At 39.7% G+C, this 21,994-nt stretch carries 3 protein-coding genes; 1 reads left to right on the plus strand and 2 read right to left on the minus strand.

Annotated features, from left to right (window positions below; genetic code table 11):
* Together IFO69_RS09765 and IFO69_RS09770 are read right to left on the minus strand one after the other, a co-directional pair.
* A complete protein-coding gene (locus tag IFO69_RS09765) occupies nucleotides 1–1,068 on the minus strand; it encodes a helix-turn-helix domain-containing protein (RefSeq protein WP_192009922.1) in 1,068 nt (355 codons plus the stop codon).
* Nucleotides 1,069–1,302: 234 nt separating this feature from the next.
* Nucleotides 1,303–2,490: a helix-turn-helix domain-containing protein gene (locus tag IFO69_RS09770; protein WP_192009923.1), complete on the minus strand. Its 1,188-nt coding sequence runs from the start codon at nucleotides 2,488–2,490 to the stop codon at nucleotides 1,303–1,305.
* 790 nt (nucleotides 2,491–3,280) lie between these two features.
* On the opposite strand from IFO69_RS09770, the gene IFO69_RS09775 reads away from it, so the two are divergent.
* Entirely contained in the window at nucleotides 3,281–21,994 is an 18,714-nt protein-coding gene (locus tag IFO69_RS09775) for a DUF7507 domain-containing protein (RefSeq protein WP_225444085.1), read from the plus strand.

The following is a 21,994-nucleotide window of genomic DNA, read 5'->3' on the forward strand; positions in this document are numbered from 1 at the left end:
TTAGAAAAAATGTTTTATATAATCTGACGGATTGTAGCCAGTATGCTTTTTAAATGATGAAATAAAACTATGTCGATCGATAAAACCACTTTCCTTTGCGAGTAAATCCATGGTCATATCGTGATATGCTTTTTCCTTAATGATATTTTGGCTGTATTGGATGCGTTTGAGATTGACATAGTCTTGAAATTTAAGTCCGTTTTTCCGCTTTAGATAGTTATTTAACTGATCTATTGAAATGCCCAATTCTTTTGCCAATAGAGCAGGAGTGCAATCTTTTTTTAGATATGGGTGATAGCTGTTCATATAGATTTCGATGATGTCTTCATTTATATTTTTCGGCTTACCAACCATGGTCTGAGGGTAGGTAAATGGATTGGTCTTTATTTTGGAGGGCAGCTCTTTGTGGCTAATGTCTTTGATTCCAAACAATAGAAATGGCCTAAGAAAAAGAGAAATGGATAAGAACAAACCACAAATGGCTTCTATCGTAATGGATTCTAGGGAAAAAGTCTTATAAAAACCAAATATTTGGAAGATGAAGAAGGGTATGAATAACATTGTTTGAATGACCAAATAAACCACAGTCCATCGAAGCCAATGAACATTGATATGTATAAAACCTTTTTTGCTGATGTTACGGAGTTTTTGAATCAGGTTTACTTCCATAACCCAATAAATGCCCATTTGTACATGCAATGATATCAAGATAAACTCTGCTATCCATAAAGATGGGAGAAAGTATTGGTACAAGGCGATCAAAAAAATTCCTATTGGAAGTGCAGCATGTACAGCATGTTGCATGTTGAGAGTGCTAGCTTTTGCCAATGTATTAAAATAGAGGTAATTCAAAGGCATAAAAATTGAAACAGCGAAGACTATAAATACGTCAAATAGTGAAAAATCAAATGGAGAAGAGGTTGTGTTGTTGAGGAAATATAGGATGTGCCATACGAACAAGGATAAAAAAGCCATTGAAAGAACTTGTTTGGACTTTTTTTGGCCCTCAACCAAGTTAGGATACCACCATAAGATGATTGCAATCATCATCGAAGTAATGGCAGCCATAAAATGAATGATTGTGTTCAATGTCAACTGTATTGGCATGGGCTCTTCTAGGTAGTAGTCAGAAAACTTCCGATGTAAAGATTTGAAACACTCCAGTAACTATTTGATAAATAATTATTGAGTTTGAAGTGTTAAGAAAAACATCTTATGCCCTAAAGTAAGGAAATGACGATTGAATTATGGGTGATATAATGTTTAAAATGCCAAGAATTATAATGTTTTGAAAATCAGTGGTTATTTGTATTTTTTGATAAACTCAGAAGGAGTTTTCCCAGCAAATTTTTTGAAGGCAGCGGTAAAAGAATTTCTATTGGAAAAGCCACAATCGTAGCCTAACCCTTCTAGGGTAATGTTTCGCCATTCCCCTTCCGCAATTTTCTTTTTGCAATACTCAATGCGATAACGATTTAAAAAATCACTGAAATTCACGCCTTTTTCTTTATTGATAAAAGAACTCATTATATAAAGAGGAACATCAAGATCTCGTGACAAATCTTTAAGGTTATACCCTTGGTTAAGAAATGGTTCATTCGATTCAATGTGTTCTGTAAGTTTGCTATCTATCTCAATTATTTTGGCTTTGCTTAAGAACTTTGATGAGTTGGTTGATGAGGTCTTTACTTTTTCTACAGCAGGAATTCTATCATTTATAGGTACTAATACTTTAGAGAGACCATAAAGTAATTCAGGTCTACTAAATAAATAGGCGGCACTAAGAATGATAACAAAGGCACCGGAAAAGTCACTAATGATATGGTTAATTGAGTTTTCAAACGGTGAACTATTATTAATGAAATAAGGGTAAAATAAGAAAAACTGCACACAACAGAAGAAGAACAACCAGTTTACAGTAGTTTTGTTGGCTTCTTTTACATCATTGTCTCCATGTCTCACAAACCGGATAATCATCCATATCTGAAGCATCCAATAAATTCCAAAAGTAATGTGATACAATACAATAATGATTTCTGAAGGAATGATACCAATTTGATTAGAAACACTAAAGGTGGTGATTGGGGCGTTGATCAAGTTTTGCAAGAAAATTACTTTTTCTTCATGAGGCAAAATCAAATATGGGATGTAATCAACTATAACTAGCACGAATGGCAGAAAATGCAAAAGATCTCGCTTTCTTGGGTGTTCTTTTTGTAAAACTGAGCGTACGTACAAGAAGGACAGGGGGGTAAAGAGGAAACATAGTATGTTCCCAAATTTATACAGATCAGGCAACTCAAATAAGTAATCACTTCCCATGATTGCTTCTCCTATTAAATTAAGTGTGAGTACAATAAAAGTGAAGCTGAGCAATTTTCTGGATTTTTGTTCAGAATTGGGGAAGGCCCAAAGTATAACGGCAGTTACAAGACCTACTGTTATGGCTAATAGGTATACAACCGTTAAAGGGTTTATGTTGTTTTCCATAGTTAAAAGTATAAAAAGATCTGGTTTTCGGTCTATTTACCACTTACCCGATAGCGGTAAACTCCTCTATGATTTCGTTCGAATGTCAAGGAAAATAGTAATGTAAAGCTCTATTGATCAATAAAATTATCGTCAATTATTTAAAGATTATTCAAAAAACATCCAACTTTATTGTTTCAAATAAACCTAAATAAGGTGAATAATTTTATTTCAATCGAACTACTACAAATATAAAAGAATTTGGGATAAAATAGTTATTTCATAAAAAAACTTGTTAGAGTCATAATATTGACTTTGTATAGGACATCTGTACAGTTGTGTTAATTGTAATATTTCTAAATTTTTATTGGATTAATTATGTGAGTTCTCTTTCAATTGTTGTTGAATTTTCAATAACCATTAAAGTTATTATGTCTTGTATAGTGAGTGATAGGAGCGCGAATATTATATATTGAGTTACTTTTTTTGTAAATGACTTTAAAAGTTTTGCAAATAATTAGCGAATTCAATCAATTCTATGTTGCATAAATTTTTGAAATTCATTTTTTAACTAAAAATTGTTAAAGCTTCTTAAAAAGACGAAAGTCATTGGGAAATTAATGTTTGAATGAAATGGATATGGTCTATAAGTTTTGAGTCCTTGATCATATTGTTTGAACTTTAATAAGAAAATTTTACAGAGTTATATATATCACATTAGTACGTAGTGAATTGATTTGTTTCATGCTTTTTAATGATTTCGAGTCACCTGAAGTCATTTGATATTATTATTTAAAACTTACTTAAAGCCATGGTCATAAGACAAAGTGCCATATTAGTTTTAATCGCTTTTTTTAGTTTAACTGATCAAATAGCATATGCGAAAAGTTATAAGGCTGAATCTGCTACTGAGTTCACTTATCATAAGGCCTTTGTCAATGATTTGATCATTGATCAAATGTTGAGTAATAATTCTCCAGAAGTTGGAAGTGAAATAATCTTGACACTTTCTGTGAACAATAACAGTGAAGATCCTGCAACGGGTGTAGTAGCAAACAGTCAATTGCCCAATGGATTGACGTATGTTAGTGATAATGGAAGTGGCACTTATGATTCGGGTTCTGGAGAATGGGGAATAGGTGGATTGGCTCCCAATCAATCCATTTCATTGGAAATAACCGCAAGGGTTAACCCTGTTGGAAGTTATCAAATTGATGCCAGTGTGAGTGGAGATCAAATAGATCTAGTTCCTTCAAACAATTCACATTCTTTGACGATTACCCCAGTTCCAGTTGCGGATATGTCGATTGGCAAAACGGTGAGCTCAATGACACCTGATATTGGAGATGAAGTAACTTTTACGATAACCTTGGACAATATAGGACCATCTCCTGCCAGTGGGATCCAAGTTGAAGATCAATTACCCAATGGCTATTCATATGTTTCCAGTAATGCCAATAAGGGTTCCTATAACAACAGTACAGGAATATGGAATGTTGGATCAATAAATTCTAATGATCAAGCCACTCTAAACATTAAAGCTTTGGTACTGCAACCAATTGGCAGTATTAATTATAACAACACAGCAAGTATTATAAGTCAGGCAGAGATTGATCCTGTAGCAGATAACAATACGGCTTCCATTGCATCTGAGCCAGTTGCCAATCCTAGTTGGACAATCAGCAAATCCAGCAGCACTCCCAGTTATTCTAATGCAGGTGATGAAATCGTTTATGAAATTAGATTGGAGAATACCGGCAATGTAAACATCAGTGAGGTAGGCCTTGAGGATGAACAAGTGAGTTCAGGGCCAGACTTGATCAATGGTGATGGTAACGGGGACAATATTTTAAATCCAGGAGAAATTTGGGTCTTTAGGGCGACTTATAATGTAACCCAAGAAGATATAGATAACGGATCTTTTACCAATACCGTCTCGGCCAGGGGAAGCCCTTTGGTGGGGAACCTTGATGATGTAACAGATCAGGAAACAGTCAGTGCCAGCCAAAATCCATCGTGGATTTTATCCAAGTCGAGTACTAGCTCACCTAATGAATTTGATAGTCCAGGAGATGTCTTGACCTATGAATTGGTAATTGAAAACACCGGTAATGTTTCTATCAGCAGCCTAACTGTCTCCGACAATCAAGCAGATGAAGCACCTACTTATATCAGTGGAGATGAAGATAATGATGGGGTTTTGGATGTAGAAGAGTCATGGACTTATACCGTAAACTATACCGTGACTCAAGAAGATGTTGACAATGGATTTTTCACCAATAGTGCTACTGCTTCAGGAGTTGCATCAGGTGGAACCCTGTCCGATGCTGCTGCCACTGAGATAGTAAATGCTGTACAGTTACCTTCTTGGTCCATTAGCAAAACCAGCGTGACTACACCTAACTCCTACACCAATATCGGAGATGAACTTATTTATAGCATTGATGTAGAGAACACCGGTAATGTTTCTATTGCTAATGTAAATATTAGCGACCCAGGTGCAAGTTCCGGCCCCGAATACAGCTCCGGTGACATCAATGATAATAATGTTTTAGATGTAGGAGAAACCTGGACTTACACGGCTGGTTACGTAGTCTCACAAGAAGATATTGACCATGGTTCTTACACCAATACCGTTACCGCTACAGGGGAGCCTTCTGGAGGAGATTTGTCTGATGTGAATGATACCGAAACCATATCAGCCAATCAGGAACCTTCTTGGACACTTTCCAAATCTGCTATTACTACTGGAGGATATACCAATCCTGGAGATGTTATTGAATATGAAATCTTGGTGAGTAATACCGGAAATATTTCTATTTCAGAAGTAAATATAGATGATGAACAAGCCACTAATGGTGCTATTTATCAATCTGGAGATGAAGATAATGATGAAATATTAGATGTGGGCGAAACTTGGGTGTTCACGGCTTCTTACAGTGTTACTCAAGAAGATATTGATACTGGTAGCTATACAAATACTGCCACAGGTAGCGCTGTACCTTTAAGTGGAGAGATAGATGACCTGACTGCTAATGAAACAGTTAATGCGAATCAAAATCCAAGTTGGGAGATAAGCAAAACTACAGGAGAAGTCAGTTATTCTGAATTGGGTCAGATTTTGACTTATGAAATCACCTTAACCAATACAGGAAATGTTTCTATTTCGAATGTAGTGGTCAGTGACCCACAGGCTACAGAAGGACCGACTTACCTTTCAGGTGATGTAGGGGTAGATGAAATAATGGAGCCAGGGGAAACTTGGACATACTCAGCCAGTCACGAAGTCACCAATGAAGACCTTGACAACGGTTCATTTACCAATACCGTGACCGCTACAGGCGATCCTGCTGGAGGAGTTTTGGATGAGACAAATGATGAGGTAACCATAAACGCAGTACAGGATCCATCTTTTACAGTGTTAAAAGTGGCTGATAAGAATGGATACAGTGAGGTTGGGGAAGTAATTACCTATACGATTTACCTCAATAATAATGGTAACGTTTCTTTATTTGACCTACGAGTTACTGATCCCTTGACCCGCTTGGATGATGGCATTAATATATTCTATGCAGGAGACACCATATCATTTACGACTACCCATACTGTTACCCAAGAAGATATTGATAATGGGAGCATTGAGAATGTTGCTTCCATTTCAGCAACGGATCCTGAGGGGAATGAGTTGACGAGTAGTGACGATGAAATTATCAATGCTTCTCAAACTCCAAAACTGACCATCAGTAAGTCTTCAGCTCAAACAGAATACGATGCGGTCAATGAAGAATTGGTATATACCATCCTAGTTGAAAATACGGGTAACATAACCATTGAAAACCCTGTGGTCAATGATCCTCAAGCAAGCACTGGCCCTACTTATCAGTCAGGGGATTCCGATTCTGATGGAATTCTGGATGTAGGAGAAATCTGGACTTACACTGCTACTTATTTAGTTACCCAAGAAGATATAGATAATGGTAGTTTTACCAATACCGCAACCGCTTCAGGAGACCCTGTAAGTGGCACACTTAGAGAAGAAAGTGCAAGCGAGACGGTAAATGGTATCCAATTACCTGAGTGGACCATCCAAAAAACCAATACCAATACACCAAATTCTTTCTCCCAAGCTGGTGATGAGCTGACCTATGATATTGTGATCACCAATACTGGAAATGTCTCCATTACTAATGTTGAGGTATTTGATCCAACAGCTACCACAGGACCAATCTATCAATCAGGAGATGTGGATGGAGAAGAGGTATTGGATGTGGGAGAGTCATGGGTGTATTTGGTAACATACACAGTAACTCAGGCCAATGTAGATGCTGGAAGTTACTCCAATACCGCTTCAGCCAATGGAAATTCAATTGGGGGCACCCTCCCAGAAGTGAGTGATGAAGAAACTGTTGTTGCAGAGCAAGTTCCTGCATGGACTTTGACCAAAACGGCCAATAAGGATACCTATCAGGATGTAGGAGAAACTATTACTTATAGCATTGAAGTGGAAAATACAGGTAATGTGTCTATTTCAAACCCAGTGGTGGATGATCCTCAAGCGAGCAGTGGCCCGACTTATCAATCTGGTGATACAGATAGCGATGGACAGATAGATCCTGGAGAAGTTTGGGTTTATCAAGCTAGCTATGTTGTAAGTCAAGAAGATATCATTAATGGCAGCTATACGAATGCCGCTACTGCTTCAGGAACTCCTTCAGGAGGGGATTTGGCAGATGCCTCGGATGAAATTACAGTAAATGCCATTCAGGTTACTGAATTAAGTTTGGACAAATCTGTTTCACAAACTACCTACTCAGAAGATGGAGTAATTCTGGAGTACACCATAGTAGTAAGTAACAGTGGTAATATGCCCATTACAAATATCAACGTTTCAGACCCTCTTTTAGGAATAGACGAAACGATTGATTCCCTTGCCCCGGGAGATAGTCAAACTTTTACGGGGTCATATACAATTACACAAGAGGATCTGGACAATGGCAGCATAACCAACATCGCAACCACCTCCGGAGAAGACATTGATGGAGCTTCAGTAGAAGATACAGATGAGGCTACTTCCACTGCCATTCAAAATCCATCTATAAGTATTGAAAAAGAACTAAGTGATGAGGGCTTCAGTGAAGAGGGAGATCAGCTTAATTATACTATCACTGTGACCAATACAGGGAATGTTACCTTGAGCAATGTACAGGTAACGGACCCTTTGACTGGTTTGGACCAAACTATATCTTCATTAGAACCGGGTGAATCCGTTGATATCAATACAACCTACACAGTTACACAAGAGGATGTGGACAATGGTGTGGTAACCAATACAGCATCGGTTACAGGCCAGGACCCTAATGGAGCTGATGTTTCAGATACAGATGATGAAACCATCAATGGAGCCCAAACGGGAGATTTAGATGTTAAAAAGACAGTAGAGGAAAGTGGGTTTTATGAAGCTGGAGATGAACTACATTATACACTTACACTGACAAATAATGGAAATGTTGATGTAACAGATATTACATTGACTGATCCTTTGACCGGGCTTACAGAAACGATCGACTTATTAGAGCCTGGAGAAAGTCTGACTTTTTCGACCACCTACACGGTGACTCAGGAAGATATAGATAATGGGATGGTTTTGAATACGGTTAATGTCTCGGGAACTGATCCTGATGGAAATACAGTAACGGATTCCGATGATATTGCACTTAACGGATCTCAGAATCCAGAACTTACTGTCAACAAAACTTCCGTAGAAAGTGAATACAATTCTGCGGGGGACGTCCTTACTTATCAAATAGTTGTTACCAATACAGGAAATGTGACCATCACAGGTATAGAAGTGACTGATCCATTGACTGGTGCTAATGAGACAATTCCAGAATTGGAACCTGGAGAATCATACACAATTAATACTGATTATACCGTGACAGCTGATGATGTTTCCAACGGAAACATTGCGAATGTAGCTACAGCCACAGGCCAAGATCCAAACGGAAATGATGTAAGCGATGGTGATGCAAATAACATTTCCATAAATGGAACAGATAGGTATGAAATAAGGATTTTAAAAGATGTTCAGGAATTTGGTTACAGTGAATCAGGCCAAATATTGAACTATACGATTGTGGTCCGAAACAGAGGTACAGTCTTATTGGAAAATATTTTGGTTACAGATCCATTAACTGGACTTAATCAAACAATACCTTCTTTAACCCCTGGCCAAGCAGAGACCTTTAATGAGACTTATACCGTCACACAGTTAGATGTTGATAATGCAATTATAAATAATACTGCAACAGCAGCAACCAATACTCCAGTCACCTTGAGTGAAAGCGTCGATGAGTCGATTGTAGGAGCACAGACACCAGCGATAAAATTGAGGAAAACGGTGGAAGAGTCAGGTTATGAATTACCAGGAGAAGTATTGACCTACAATGTAGAAGTAGAAAATACAGGTAATGTGACTTTGAGTACTGTAAATGTAACCGACCCTCTTACAGGTTCTGATGAGACTTTGGTAAGCCTTGCTCCTGATGAAGTTCAAATTTTTACTTTCAATTATACCGTTACCCAGGAAGATGTTGATCGTGGATATATTGAGAACATAGCCAACGTCACCTCAACAGCTCCTAAAGGAGGGACAATTGAGGATGGAGATACGGTAAGATTGAGTGGAGCTCAAAATACCAGGTTGTCCCTAATTAAGACAGTTAATGAATCAACTTATAATCAGGTAGGCGATGAATTAAATTATACCATCACTGTCGAAAATACAGGTAACACTACCCTATTTGACCTAGTGATTGTTGATCCCTTAACGGGCTTAAACGAGACAATTATCAGCTTGTCTCCAGGAGATAATGAAGAATTCAATGAAACCTATGTGATCACCCAGGAGGATTTGGATTTAGGAGCAGTAAATAATACTGTTACATTGACGGGTGAAGATTTTAATGGAATTCTGATAAATCGTGAAAGCTCAGTAAGTGTTCCAGCTTCTCAAAACCCTCAACTATCAGTCACTAAAACTCCAGACATCACTACGTTTGATCAGGTAGGAGTACTAATAAATTATGTGATCACCGTATCTAATACAGGTAATATTACCATCGAAAATATATCTGTTAATGATCCAAAGGCGAATAATGGTCCAACATATCAGTCTGGAGATGTCAACAGCAACAGCATTATGGAAGTTGGCGAAACATGGACTTATTCTGCAGATTATACCACTGTTCAGGAAGATGTCGATAGTGGAGGCTTCACCAATACGGTTACCGCTTCTGGAGACCCGGCAGGTGGAAACTTATCCAATGGTCAAGCTTCAGCAACGGTCAATGCCATTCAGAGCCCTAGCTGGAATATGTCCAAAACCAGCACCAACAGTCCTAATAGTTATGCTAATGTAGGCGATCAGCTCAGCTATGAAATAAGCCTTGAAAATACCGGAAATGTTTCGATTCGCAACATTGTAATTACTGATAATGGCGCTGACAACTCTCCCGTCTTAACGTCAGGAGATAGTGACAATGATAATGAGTTGGATGTGGGAGAAGTGTGGCTATTGGAAGCCATTCATACTGTAACCCAAACGGATATGGATGCGGGTAGTTATGTAAATGTGGCCGTGGCATCAGGGGGGCCTGCTGGTGGAATTTTGGAAAATATCAGTGATGATGAAACTGTCAATGCTATCCAAAATCCCGCATGGACACTTACCAAAATAAGTACAACCGAACCAAATTCATTCAACAGTCCGGATGATAAACTGAACTTTGAAATACTACTAGAAAATACTGGAAATATTAGTATCTCGGAAGTGAATTTGTCTGATCCTTTGGTTAGTGAAGGGCCTACTTACAGAGGTGGGGATAGTGATTTGGATGGAGTGCTTGACGTAGGGGAAATTTGGACATACACCGCTAAATATACCACAAGCCAGACAGATGTGGATCAAGGAGAGTTCCTCAATACCGCTACCGCCACAGGAACCCCAGCCGGAGGTGATTTGGCTCCAGCAGTTGGAGAAGTAGTTGTTCCGGCTATTGAAGCTCCTGCCTTGTCCATTACAAAAACAGTAGAACAGTCTGGATTTACCGCTCCGGGAGATTTATTGAATTATACCATTATAGTAACCAATTCCGGTAACCAAACCATTTCCAATCTAACTGTTAGTGATCCTTTGACCGGTTTAGAGGATACACAAATAAGCTTGACTCCCGGACAATCAAAAGTATATAATGAAGTTTATGCGGTCACCCAAAATGATTTGGATGTTGGTACAATTGAAAATACAGCGACAGCAATTGGCTTTGACCCGAATGACAATGAAATCTCTGCCGAGGATTCGGAAATAATCAATGGCTCACAATCTCCATCGATTGACATTATAAAAAGTGTTTCTGAAAGCGGATATATCCGGGCAGGTGACTTGGTAAGGTATACGATATTCGTAGGTAATACTGGTAATGTAACCCTTTTTGATGTAAGGATTACAGACCCAATGATTAATCTTGATATTACATTAGATGAACTGGCCCCAGGTGAGATCGAAAGATTTAATGACTTTTATGCTATTAGACAAGAAGATGTAGATAGAGGTGAATTGGCTAATGTAGCCACTGTAACAGCCACAGATATCAACGGCGGGACATTAACTGATAGTGATGATGAGCTATTGAAAGGTACTCAGATTCCAGGAATGGCAGCTTCCAAAGCAACCACAACAGATACATACGTTTCAGTTGGAGATATTATCAATTATACCATTTCAATCACCAATACGGGAAATGTTACTTTATTTAATGTACTGATAGAAGACCCTAAAGCGGAGATAAGCAGTACAAATCCAGTTCCTAGCATAGCTCCAAGAGAAGTAGTTGTCCTTGATGCTACTCATGTGGTAACTCAAGCGGACATTGATGCTGGAAAATATGTAAATCGTGCAACGGCAAATGGCTTTGACCCTATGGATGTTCCTATTGGTGCAACAACCAACCAAGTAACTGTCCCAGCTACTCAAAACCCATCGATCAGCATAATCAAATCTACTTCAACAGTGGATTATGATGAAGTTGGTGACATCATCAATTATACCATAGAAATTAAAAATACAGGTAATGTTACATTGACAGGTATCAAAGTGTCTGATCCAAAGGCTGAGTTTATTTCCCCAACGGATATTCCTGTCCTGTCACCGGGTGAATCTGTTGTTTTAGAAGCTCAGCATGTGGTAAATCAAGCAGATATAGATGCAGCTGAATATGCAAATGTTTCCCATGTAACGAGTAAAGATCCCAATAATGCGAATATTAATGATGATTCTAATCAGGTAATTGTTCCGGCAATACAAAGCCCTTCAATGGAAGTAACTAAGTTGAGTGATCTTAGTACCTATAGTGAAGTTGGGGAGGTAATTCCATATGAAATTACCGTTCAAAATACAGGGAATGTAACTTTATCCAATATCACTATTTCTGATCCAAAAGCTGAAGTCCTAAGTGGTAGCCCAATTGCGGTTTTAGCACCAGGAGAGTCAGCAGAAATCACCGCCCAACATGTCGTTACCCAAGCTGATTTGGATGCCGGCAAATACACCAATCAAGCCACAGCCTCAGGTTCCGATCCATTGCAAAATGCTGTTGTGGAGGTTTCGAATGAAGTGGTGTTGACTGCTGTACAAACCCCATCCTTTATAATTAGTAAATCTACTTCCACACCGATTTATGCCAATGTTGGAGATATAGCCCTTTATGAACTCAACGTAGAAAATACAGGTAATGTAACCTTGTCCAATATCATTGTCACAGACCCTAAAGCTGAAATTACCAGTGGAAGTCCCATTGCTACACTGGCACCTGGTAAAATTGCCAACGTGGCAGCACAACATTTGATCACCCAAGCCGATATAGATGCAGGAAGCTATACCAATATTGCCTTAGCTTCTGGCATAGATGTCAATGGAGAAAGGTTATCTACCAATTCAAATCAAGTAACCATTACTGCGATCCAATCACCATCAATTGAGATCACCAAAACTGCTGAACCTAATAGTTATGAACAAGTCGGTGAGGAGATTAATTACATAATTATTGTGACCAATACCGGTAATGTGACCTTGACAAATGTCCAAGTGGATGATCCATTGACAGGACTAAATGAGTCAGTGAGTACTTTGGCACCTGGAGAGGAAAAATCTTATGAAACCCAAATTATCATTACCCAAGAAGAGCTGGATTTTGGTAGTGTCATTAACACCGCTTCAACGATTGGATTTGATCCTAATGGCGCTGAAGTAATTGATGAAGATGATGAAACAACAACAGCAGTTCAGAATCCTTCTTTAACCATCACCAAAGTGGGAGATAAAACAAGCGTTTCTGAGGCTGGAGAAGTAATTAACTATACGTTGACAATTACAAATGATGGAAATCTTTCGGTATCCAATGTAAGCATAAAAGATCCTTTGACTGGCTTGGATGAAGTGCTTCCAACCATGACTCCAGGTCAAACTGAGGTGTTTAATGCGAGCTATCAAGTCACCCAAGCCGATATTGATAGGGGATCAATTCCCAATACAGCCACTGTCAATGGACTTGCGGCTAACGGAGATTTGGTCAATGACAGTGATGATTATTTAGTAACTGCCGATCAGATCAAGTCACTAGGAATTAGTAAGCGAAGCAATGCATTTACTTACAGTATGGTAGATGAAACATTGGAGTATCAAATAGTGGTGGGTAACACTGGAAATGTAACGCTGACCAATGTTTCGATATCTGATAACCAATTAGGATATGAGCAATCTGTAGGAACCTTAATGCCAGGACAAACTGCTGTATTCACCGTTAGTTATTCCGTTACTCAATCCGATCTGGACAACGGCAGTTTTGTAAATACGGCAAATGTCACTGGCCAGGCACCAGATGGAGAAACGTTAACAGAGAATGACTCATTTACTACTAGGGCTCTTCAGGCTGGAGCAATTGAGGTAGAAAAATCTGCTATTCCTAGGTTCTTTAACAATGCAGGTGATCAAATCACTTATTCCATTAAGGTTACCAATAACGGCAATGTGACGCTATCCAATATTATAGTGTCCGATCCATTGACAGGAATGAATGAAACCATTCCAAGCTTAACACCTGGTGAAGAGCAAATCTTAAACACCATTTATGAGGTTAGCCAAGAAAATGTTGACAATAGGTCAGTGCTTAATAGGGCTACAGCCATTGGTACCACTCCGGCTGGAAATGAAGTTAGTGATTTTGATGAATTCAGAATTTATTCTTTCGGCACTCCAGGAATAGAAATTACCAAATCAGCCACTCCATTGACTTTTGACCAAGCAGGAGATGTGATTGAATATGTATTGGAGGTAGAAAATATTGGAAGCCTGACTTTGGAGAACGTGGTGGTTTCTGATCCGCTTACAGGATTAAGTGAAACCATAGCCATTTTAGAGCCAGGCCAAATTGAAGTATTCAATACCTCATATGTAACCACTCAGGAAAACATTGACCAAGGAGAATTAGCAAATACGGCCTCAGTATCTGCAACAGCGCCTAGTGGCAATGAAGTGACAGATTCAGACAGGGCAGTGGTTATTCCAGTTCGATCTGCCAGCATGGAACTGGTTAAGACATCCGATCCAAGTTTGGTTAGTGAGGCGGGAGCTTCCATTTCTTATAATTTTGAATTGACCAATACCGGAAATGTGACCTTAACTAATGTCCAAATTATAGATGAAAAAATTGGTTTTAATCAGCAAGTAGGCACACTGGCACCTGGACAGTCCGTTAATTATTCCGCTTCTTATGAAGCTACCCAAGAAGATATTGATGCTGGGGTCATTATTAATACAGCTTTAGCTAATGCCCAAGATCCATCTGGAGAAGACCTAAGTGCCGAAGATCAAGCAACTGTTTTGGTAAGAAGATCTGGAAACATAAGTGTCACTAAAGTGGCTGATGTAAACACGGTGACTTCAGCTGGTGAGCTTATTCATTACAGCATTGAGGTTACCAATTCTGGAAATGTAACCTTGACCAATGTTCAAATAACAGATCCTTTGACTGGAATGGATGAAAACATTGGCAGTTTGAATCCAGGAGAAAGCCAGCCTTTTGAAACCAGTTATACTGTCAGTCAAGCAGATATTGATGCTGGAGAAATTCCTAATACAGTTGTTGCGCAAGGAACCACACCGGCAGATAGAACCGTAACTGCAGAAGCCGAGGAATTGGTTACTGCATTGAAATTAGGTAGCATCCAAATTGAGAAGTCAACAGAGTTACCTTCTTATAGTCTTATTGGAACAGAAATTCCTTATACGATCACGGTGACCAATAATGGAAATGTGAGCCTCACAGAGGTAATAGTAAATGATCCATTGACTGGAATGGTACAATCCATTGAAGTCTTGGCACCTGGTGAAAGCCAGTCTTTTGCCACAAGCTATACCACCACCCAATTAGATCTGGACAACGGCCAAGTAAGGAATATAGCCACTGCAAGAGGAAGGACTCCTCAAGGTGTTTTGAAAGTAGATGCAGCTGTGGTAGAGGTACCAGCAGAACAAATGCCTGCACTTGACTTAGTAAAAACAGCCGATGTAAGCAGCTTCTCTGAAGTAGGTGACGAAATCAACTATACACTTGTTGTAACCAATACGGGTAATGTAACCTTAAATAATGGAACCATCTCTGATCCTTTAACTGGCCTGAATTTAAGTGGAGGCACATTGGTTCCTGGCGATAGTAAGACATTTAAAACTCAATATGTCATCACACAAGAGGATATAGATAATGGACTTGTGAGCAATGTGGCGACCACTACTGGTAAGTCTCCATTGGGTGTAACTGTAACAGACCAAGCTGAGTTAGCGATAAATGCCAATCAAAGTCCATCCATATCACTTATAAAAACTTCAAGCATTAGCACTTTTGATGAAGTAGGGGTAAGAATCACCTATCAATTGACAGTGACCAATACCGGTAATGTAACCTTGACTGATGTTCAAGTTACTGATCCATTAACTGGTATGGATGTAAGTGTCGGCAATTTATCTCCTGATGAGGAAAAAGATTTCACGACAAATTATTTGACGACACAATCAGATTTGGACGCTGGTGCTGTGATAAATGATGCTATTTCTACAGGCTTGGATCCATTAGGTGAGATAGTAAGTGATACAGCTCAAGTGACCGTTTCTGCGATTCAGGAAGCTTCCCTAACACTGGAAAAAACAGCTGATAGATCCAATTACGAAGCGCTTGGGGAAGTGATCAGTTACACCCTTGTCGCAACTAATACCGGCAATGTTACTTTGACCGATGTTCAGGTTACAGATCCATTGACAGGAATGGAAGAAAACATCGGTGATATGGCTCCTGGAGATGTAGAGGAATTAACATCAACCTACACAATAAGTCAGGTGGATTTGGATCAAGGAAATGTGACCAATACAGCTATTGCAGTTGGGGTAGACCCTGAAGGGGCCTCAATATCAGATAGTGATTTTGTGGAAATAAACGCAATCCAAGAACCATCAATAAGTCTGGAAAAATCCACTGAGGCTACCACTTATGATTCAGTCGATGAAGTGATTTTCTACACCTTACTAGTTACCAATACCGGTAACGTAAGCTTGGAAGAAGTAACTGTTAGGGATCCGTTAACGGGTTTTGTAGAGAATGTTGGAACTATGGTTCCTGGAGAAAGTAGGACACTTACCACAACTTATACAGTCACTCAAGCTGACTTGGATAAAGGTTTGATTACCAATAGGGCCACTGTAGTTGGTGTTGATCCGATTGGTCAGAGAGTGAGTGATGAAGATGCGGTAAGCATTGAGGCCAATCAATTGATTGAGATTGGTCTGGACAAAAAGGCAAGTCCTAAGACTTATTCCCAAGTTGGACAAGAAATCACCTATACCTTAACGGTAACCAATGAAGGTAATGTGACCTTGAAAAATGTATTGACTGAAGATCCATTGACTGACTTCAGTCAAGTAGTAGCTAAGTTGCTGCCTGGACAGCGCGAAAGCTATGCTATTTCATATTTGATTACCCAAGCTGATTTGGATCGTGGTCAAGTGAATAACGAGGCAATTACTTCAGGTGTAGGCCCTGAAGGAACAACCGTAGAAGACATTGATACGGAGCAAATCTTTGCATTGCAAAGTCCAAGCCTTTCTGTCGAGAAAACAGCGAATCCAAAAACTTATGCATCCCCCGGAGAGGTCATCACTTACACCCTTGTGGTGACCAATACGGGCAATGTTAGTTTGAGGGCAGTGGATGTGGAAGATCCTTTGACCAATTTTGATCAAGTGATCAACTTGATGGCACCTGGGGTTTCCCAGACATTTACTACAACTTACACGGTGACCCAAGATGATATTGACAATGGAAGCATAACAAATACAGCTTCGGCATCTGGTATCTCCCCAAGCAATGAAAGCGTGACAGCAGAAGATAATGCCAAGGTTGTGGCTTTACAGGCCGGATCAATTGAAATAGAAAAAACTTCCAATCCAAAGATTTTTGAATTTGCAGGTGAGGTTGTTACTTATACCATCACCATTACCAATACAGGTAACCTTACCTTGTCCAATATAGTAGTCACAGATGATAAGGTTGGATTTGCTGAGAACCTAACTGCATTAGTACCGGGAGAAAGTGAAACTTATACCTTGGACTATACATTAACTCAAGAAGATATAGATGGTTTGATTTTAATCAACACCGCTTTTGTAACAGCTACCACACCTGATGGAGAAACTGTGACTGATACAGATAAAGCAGCTGTAGGTGCAAGAGGTGAAGGCGCCATTGAAGTGAAAAAATCATCTAATCCCAAGTTATATGATGAACCAGGAGATATCATTACCTATACTTTGGAAGTAGAAAATATTGGCAATGTGACCTTGTCCAATGTGGTATTACAAGATCCTTTGACAGGATTTGTCCAAAATATAACTGAGCTATTACCTGAAGAAGTACAGATTTTCACCATCGACTATATGGTGAGTCAAGAAGATATTGACAACGGTTTGATCACCAATACAGCTACTGCAGAGGGCACCACTCCAGTGGGTAAACTAGTGAACAGTGATGACAGTGCCGTAGTGATAGCCCTTAGGTCCGGAAGTATAGAATTGGTAAAATCAGCTGACGTGGATGTTTATGATGAAGCAGGTGATGAAATCAATTATACATTAGTGATCACCAATACGGGAAATGTAACCTTGACCAATGTTCAAATAACAGATCCATTGACGGGATTAGACCAAAGCATTCCTAGCATGGCTCCTGGACAACAAGAGACCTACAATGTTGTTTATAATGTCACTCAGGACGATGTGGATTGGGGAAGTATTAGGAATGTCGCTAATGTTACAGGTATGACCCCTGCAGGAAATGCAGTCAATGATAGCGATGAAGTCCGAATTAGAGCACTGAGAGCTTCCAATGTCTCATTAGAAAAAACAGCTTCTCCCAGAGTGTACGCTACACCTGGAGAAGTCATAACCTATACCATCAAGGTATTCAATACCGGAAATACGACCCTAAGCAATTTGACCGTAGGCGATCCATTGACGGCTATGTTGGAAAATATTTCAAGTATTGTTCCAGGAGATTCTGTTGAATTTACCACCAGTTATACTATCACTCAAGCTGATATTGACCAAGGTGAAATTATCAATACAGCAGCAGTGAGGGGATTTGATCCAAACAGAATTACAGTTGCTGCAGAGGATGACGCTAGGGTTGTGGCCTTGAGGTTGGGAAGACTTGAAGTGATCAAGGAAAGCCTCACAGAAAATTATAATGCAGTTGGGAATGTGATTAACTACACTGTTGATGTTTCCAATATAGGCAATGCCACATTAGTGGATGTAGAAGTAACGGATCCATTGACAGGAATGGTTGAAAACATTGCCCAGCTAAATCCTGGAGAAACAGTATCATTTACCACTGACTACTCTGTTACACAAGCTGACTTGGATGCTGGAGAGGTAGCCAATACAGCCTCCGCTTTAGGTTTGAGCCCAAGTGGAAGGGAAGTACAAGCCTCCGATGATGCGCTGGTACCAGCTGTAGAACAAGGGGCTATTTCCATTACGAAAACGCCAGATGTACTATCTTATAGTGCTGTAGGCGAAATAGTCAATTATACTTTAGCGGTTACCAATATTGGAAATGTAACGCTTTCCAATACGCGAGTAATTGATCCATTAACCGGTTTTGACCAAGCTATTGGAAAACTTGCCCCTGGTGAGTCCAGAAATTTGACCACCAGTTATACCATTAGCCTATCAGATTTAAATAGGGGGATGGTTACCAATACAGCTAGCACCAGAGCAGTTACCCCGTCAGGAAAAGTCGTAGAAGATGAAGCTAGCGCAGAGGTAAGTGGTGTACAGGAGCCTGCCATTAGCCTGACCAAATTGTCCAATAAATCGACAGTTTCAGAAGCTGGCGAATTGATTACCTATAGCTTAACAGTTACCAATACAGGAAATGTAAGCTTGCATTCCTTAGCTTTGGTGGATCCGTTGACCGGACTTAGCGAAACGGCTACAACTTTTGCCCCTGGCCAAACTGCAACTTTGGAAAGCAGTTATGAGGTTACCCAAGCAGATATAGACGCTGGACTTATCATAAACAACGCTTCAGTGCGAGGGCTTTCTCCAATGGATGTTTTAGTGGAGGATAATGCTAGTGTGGAAGTGATAGTTGTTCAAGAACCTAGTATTGTATTGGAAAAAACAGCCAATAAACCTTCTGTTTCACAAGCTGGTGAGTTGATAAGCTATGACCTTACGGTCAACAACATGGGCAATGTTACTTTGACCAATGTTACCATTATTGATCCACTTACTGGACTGGAAGAAAATATCGGCGATTTGGCTCCTGGACAAAGCGAAACCGTTTCAAGTACTTATTCCGCAACACAAGCGGATATTGATGCAGGAGAAATAAATAATACGGCCAATGTGGAAGGGACTTCACCTCAAGGCATTGCAGTAGAGGATAGTGCTTCTGCTCAAGTATTGACAGAAAGGACTCCTAACATCCTCATAGAAAAAACAGCGAGCCAAACCAGCTACAGTGAGGTAGGGGAAGAGATTAGATATACCTTGACAGTGACCAATACTGGTAACGTAAGTTTGTCAGAGGTTTCAGTGACTGATCCATTGACAGACACCAATGAAGGATTAGGAAGTCTGTTACCAGGCGAATCTGTTTCTGTAGAAACGAGTTATAGTATTGTGCAAAGTGACTTGGATGCGGGCAATGTGCTCAATACCGCAAGTACTAACGGAAAATCTCCTGATGGAATAGTGTTGGAAAGCGAGGATAGCCAAGTGATCTATGCCATTCAACAGGGAGAGATCAGTTTGGAAAAAACAGCTGATCAAGAAAGTGTCACAGAAGCAGGTGAAATCATCAATTACACTATGGTAGTGACCAACACTGGGAATGTTACCTTGACAGATGTGACGATCTCAGACCCTATGGTCAATCTAAATCAAAACATCGGTACGATGGCTCCGGGGCAATCACAGGAAATTTCTACCCAATACATGGTTAGCATTGAAGACGTTGCCAGTCAGACACCTATCATCAACCGGGCAGTGGTCACTGGTATAGACTTCAATGGTGAAACAGTGACTGATGATAGCGAAGCCCGTGTGACCATTCTTTGTTCCAGCAACACTTTGATCACAGGTAGGGTTTATGTAGAAGAAAATAATATGGCTTTGGAGAATATTCCTGTATTGTTGATTCCTTCTCAAAGCGATCGAGGAAGCGGCCAAATGGTGCTTACTGACGAAAACGGACAATACACCTTTGAAGGTATCCCAACAGGAAGCTATCAGTTGACAGTTTTCGATAGGAATTTGAATAAAAACCAAGGGCTTTACGCTTTAGGTTCCAACAGTCAAACTATCAATGTTGAATTATGTAATTACCAAACCGTTGACTTTGCTTATGCTCCATCTGAAATACCTGTTATTCACGGTTATGCATGGTATGACCTAAATGGAGATGAGATCCAAAATGAATGGTTTGATGCCAATGATGATGGCCTTGTAACGAAAAATGCCATTGAACCGGGAGGAACATTCAATGTAAATGAATGGGAATGGTTTGATTTTAATGGTGACGGCAGTTATGAAGGGATTGAAAATGATGGTGAGCTCAATAAAGCAGGCTTTGGGAATGCAGCAGGCTTGAATATTCAAATAGAAGGGCCAAATGGCTATTTCAGAAAAACAGCCATCAATGAATATGGATTCTGGAGGCACTTCCTACAAAACAGTGATCCTTATGGAGAATATACCATCACACTAAATCCTGACAGCACTTTTGCTCAAAATGGCATCACGCTAGCAGCTTCTGGCTTAGTGAAAATGCTGCCAAATAGCGGCTCCAGAATGACGGGCATCCAAGAAAATCTGGTTTGTGAATTTACCACTGAGCAGGTGCTCACCCAAGTCTTAACGGTTGATAATGTTCCGGACTTTGACTACGGGTTGACCTGTAGATTGGAAGAAGAGTTGATCATTGCCAATGATGATGATTTTGGAGAGTTTTTCTTGAGCTATGACGGTATCTTGGGTAATGTGCTTGAAAACGATTTGTTCGATGGAGTACCTGCTTTACCAGAAGATGTGCTGATTGAATTTACAGATATAGATGGTTTGATCGGGTTCTTTGTTGCCAATAATGGTGATATCAATGTACTTCCTGGAATCAATGAAGACAGAATGTATACACTTCACTATGTGATCAGGGAAAGAGGTGATGAAGACAATTTTGATGAGGCCATTGTCACTTTCACTTTGGTAAATGATGAAGTGGATCTCGCAATCACCAAGACATCATTTGATAAAGAGATATACGAAGGAGATGAATTTGAGTACCAGATCATTGTGAACAATGTTCATGATACCGATGCGACCAATGTCACCATAGTGGATGTCATCCCGGATCAGCTCACTTATCTCAGCTCAGAAATATCGACTAATAGTGAACAAATTCTGGTCAATACCAATATAAATGGTAATGAGGTGACTTGGGCAATGCCATTATTGCCAATTGGCGGGGAAGTAACTATTGTCGTTAAGGTCAAAGCTGGTAATCCCGCCAGTTTGGTCAATACAGCTGTAGTCTCCGCATCGGAAGAAGATGTAAATCCTGAAGATAATACCGCTACTGATGTCAACGAAGTTCGACCATTCAGGATTCCAAATGTTATCACTCCTAATGGTGATAATGACAATGACACCTTTGAGGTGCTTGGCTTAGGTAAATTTGAAAGCAATAGAATTACGATCTTCAATAGGTATGGAGACCACGTGTTTGAGAAAGAAGATTACCAAAATGATTGGAGTGCAGAAGGTCTGGTAGCCGGTACCTATTATTATATTTTATTGACCTATGATGAAGATGGTACTGAGCATGAGTTTAAGGGATGGATTCAAGTAATCAAAGAGTAG

The sequence above is a fragment of the Echinicola arenosa genome (assembly GCF_014841125.1).
Taxonomy (GTDB): domain Bacteria; phylum Bacteroidota; class Bacteroidia; order Cytophagales; family Cyclobacteriaceae; genus Echinicola; species Echinicola arenosa.